At 61.8% G+C, this 2,974-nt stretch carries 3 protein-coding genes; 2 read left to right on the plus strand and 1 reads right to left on the minus strand.

The features are described from left to right. Window positions 1-29: 29 nt before the first annotated feature. On the plus strand, window positions 30-1,466 hold the full coding sequence (gene pyk, locus PHX69_RS15910) for a pyruvate kinase (RefSeq protein ID WP_288045090.1): 1,437 nt from the start codon (window positions 30-32) through the stop codon (window positions 1,464-1,466). On the opposite strand, the gene PHX69_RS15915 is transcribed toward pyk, so the two are convergent. Continuing rightward, window positions 1,459-2,220 (minus strand): phosphatase PAP2 family protein, encoded by a 762-nt coding sequence (locus PHX69_RS15915; RefSeq protein WP_288045093.1) that lies wholly within the window; start codon window positions 2,218-2,220, stop codon window positions 1,459-1,461. The genes pyk and PHX69_RS15915 overlap by 8 nt on opposite strands. 59 nt (window positions 2,221-2,279) lie before the next feature. Between PHX69_RS15915 and PHX69_RS15920 the strand changes: the two genes are divergently transcribed. Next, window positions 2,280-2,974 (plus strand): response regulator (locus PHX69_RS15920; RefSeq protein ID WP_288045095.1); only part of this gene is annotated, 695 nt, incomplete at its 3' end.

Genomic DNA, 2,974 nt, shown 5'->3' on the forward strand with positions numbered 1-2,974 from the left:
TTGAAATTCAATTACATACGAGGTTTTTCATGACGTTACGCCGCGCTACCAAAATCGTTGCCACCTTGGGCCCCGCTTCCAGCGACCCGGTCTTGCTGGAGCAGATGATTGCAGCGGGAGTCAACGTCGTGCGCCTCAATTTCAGCCACGGCAGTGCGCAAGACCATATCGACCGCGCTGCGGCGGTGCGTGAGGCTGCGCAGCGCGCGGGCCGCGAGGTAGCCATCATGGCCGACCTGCAAGGGCCCAAAATCCGCGTTGGCAAATTTGCCCAGGGCAAGGTGCAACTGGAGCCTGGTGCGTCCTTTGTGCTGGATGCGTCGCGCACCGAGCCCGGCGACCTGGGTGGTGTCGGCCTGGACTACAAAGAACTGCCGCGCGATGTGAAGCCTGGCGATTTGCTGCTGCTCAATGACGGACTGATTGTGCTCACGGTCAATGCCGTGCGCGGCGAGCAGGTACATACCACCGTCAAGCTCGGCGGCGAGTTGTCCAACAACAAGGGCATCAACAAGCAGGGTGGCGGACTGACGGCCCCCGCGCTGACGGCCAAGGACATGGAAGACATCAAAACAGCCATGTCTTTTCAGGCCGACTATGTGGCAGTGAGTTTTCCCAAAAATGCCACCGATATGGAAATGGCGCGCCAACTGTGCAATGTGGCCGCAGCCCCATACCGCCACAAACCGGGCCTGATAGCCAAGATTGAGCGTGCCGAGGCCATTCCCCGCCTGGAAGAAATTTTGCGTGCCAGCGACGGCATCATGGTGGCGCGCGGCGATCTGGCCGTAGAAGTGGGCAACGCAGTGGTGCCTGCGCTGCAAAAGAAAATGATCCGCATGGCGCGTGACATGGACAAGGTGGTCATCACTGCCACGCAAATGATGGAGAGCATGATCACCAATCCCGTGCCCACGCGCGCCGAGGTGAGCGATGTGGCCAATGCGGTACTGGATGGCACCGATGCCGTCATGCTCAGCGCCGAGACAGCCGCCGGCAAGTTTCCGCTCGAAACCGTGCAGGAGATGGCCAAAATCTGCTCTGCTGCCGAAGCAGCAGAAGACGTGCAATTGGACGCTGATTTTTCCGGTCGCACCTTCTCCAGCATTGACCAATCGATTGCCATGGGCGCGCTATTTACCGCCCATCACCTGGGCGCCAAAGCCATTGTGGCCATGACCGACAGTGGCTCGACAGCGCTGTGGATGAGCCGGCACCGCATCCACATCCCTATTTATGCGCTGACCCCCAAAGTGGCCACACAACGCCGCATGGCACTGTTTCGCAATGTGCGTCCCCTGTTGATGGACACCAGTGCGGATAGGGATACGGCCTTGGAGCAGGCAGAGCGCCATCTCAAAGACCGGGGCATTGTCCAGGCGGGGGATGTGTATGCCATCACTTGCGGCGAGCCGATGGGGGCGCCTGGCGGCACCAACATGCTGAAAATCTGCCGCGCTATTTGACCCGCTGCTGCTTGACGGGTTCCTCGCCTTGGGCTGGTGGCGTGCTGTCTGCCCAAGAGGTCGTGCGAGGTAACTTGCGGGCAACCACATCGGTCAGCCAGGCCGTGCTCCAGCACAGCCAACCCGTCCACAGGGTATGGCTCAGGAAATGCGCACCACGTGCCTGCTGCGCCATGCCCAGCAGCAGGCCTGCCGCTACCGCACAAGCCAGCCAGATGCGGGCGGCGCGTGGTTGTTGCCGCCGCAGCGCAAAAAAACCGCCGACAAAGGCAAACCCTGCCGAAGCATGGCCTGCCGGAAAGCACCTGCCAACGCCACCATCTGCTGCGCCCCAAGCCCAGTGCGATACATACCGTGCCACCCCGCCAAACTCAGCCAAATCCCAAGGGCAACTGGTCGTGCTGGCGTATTTCAAGACATTGATCACTGCGACGCCCAGCAAAGCGGTGATGGCCAGCTGCAGGCGATCGGCACTGCTGATCTGGCGCAGTACGCCAAAAGGCCACCAGACTGCGATGGTCAGTACCAGCATCACGCCCCAGGCTGCGCGGCGTGCCCCCTCGTGCAGTACGCTGACCAAGAACCATTGTTCTCGCAGGGGAAAGCCCGTCGCTGTGCCGAATACACGGGCCAGTGCGCGATCCTGGGCCAAGGCATCCCAAGCCAGTACACCCAGCAAGGAAACCAGCGTCCAGGCGAGCGCGGCAAACGGTGGATGGGTTGGCGCAGGCGCCGCAGCAGCAGACAAAGACATGCTTCGCACCATAGTGTGTGCCACTTAACAGCGCCTTAATGTCTGGCGACAATGGCGCCATGCGAATCCTTGTGGTGGAAGATGACAACGGTATTGCCGAGGGCCTGCGCACCAACCTGCGCCAGCGCGGCTACGCCGTCGATGTGTGCGATGGCGTAGCCAGTGCCTGGAGTGCATTGCGCACAGAACCATTCGATGCGGTGCTGTTGGATTTGGGGCTCCCCGATGGCGACGGTAGTGAACTGCTGCAGCGCCTGCGCGGCAACACCCGCGCAGAGCCCGGTCTGGCAGGCGCTGGATTGCCAGACCCCGCCACCCCCGTGCTCATCATGACGGCACGCGATCAAGTGAGCCAGCGCATCGCAGGCCTGAACCTGGGGGCTGACGATTATTTGGCCAAGCCCTTTGATGTGGATGAGCTGGAGGCGCGGCTGCGTGCGTTGCTGCGCCGCGCCGCAGGGCGAGCGCAGCCGTTGATTCGCCAGGGTGACATCGAGCTCGATCCCGCAGCCCGCACTGTGCGATTGCGCGGCCAGTTGGTGGATGTGTCGCCGCGCGAGTTTGCCGTGTTGCTGGTGTTGCTGGAGTCCCGAGGGCGGGTGCTTTCGCGCAGACAGCTGGAAGAGCGGCTGTACAACTGGCAATCGGCGGTGGACAGCAATGCGGTAGAGGTGCATATCCACCATTTGCGGCGCAAGCTGGGCAGCCATTGCATTCAAACCATGCGGGGGGTCGGTTACTTCATTCCCCGGGA

The organism is Simplicispira sp. (assembly GCF_028687295.1).
In the GTDB taxonomy this organism is placed as follows: domain Bacteria; phylum Pseudomonadota; class Gammaproteobacteria; order Burkholderiales; family Burkholderiaceae_C; genus Simplicispira; species Simplicispira metamorpha.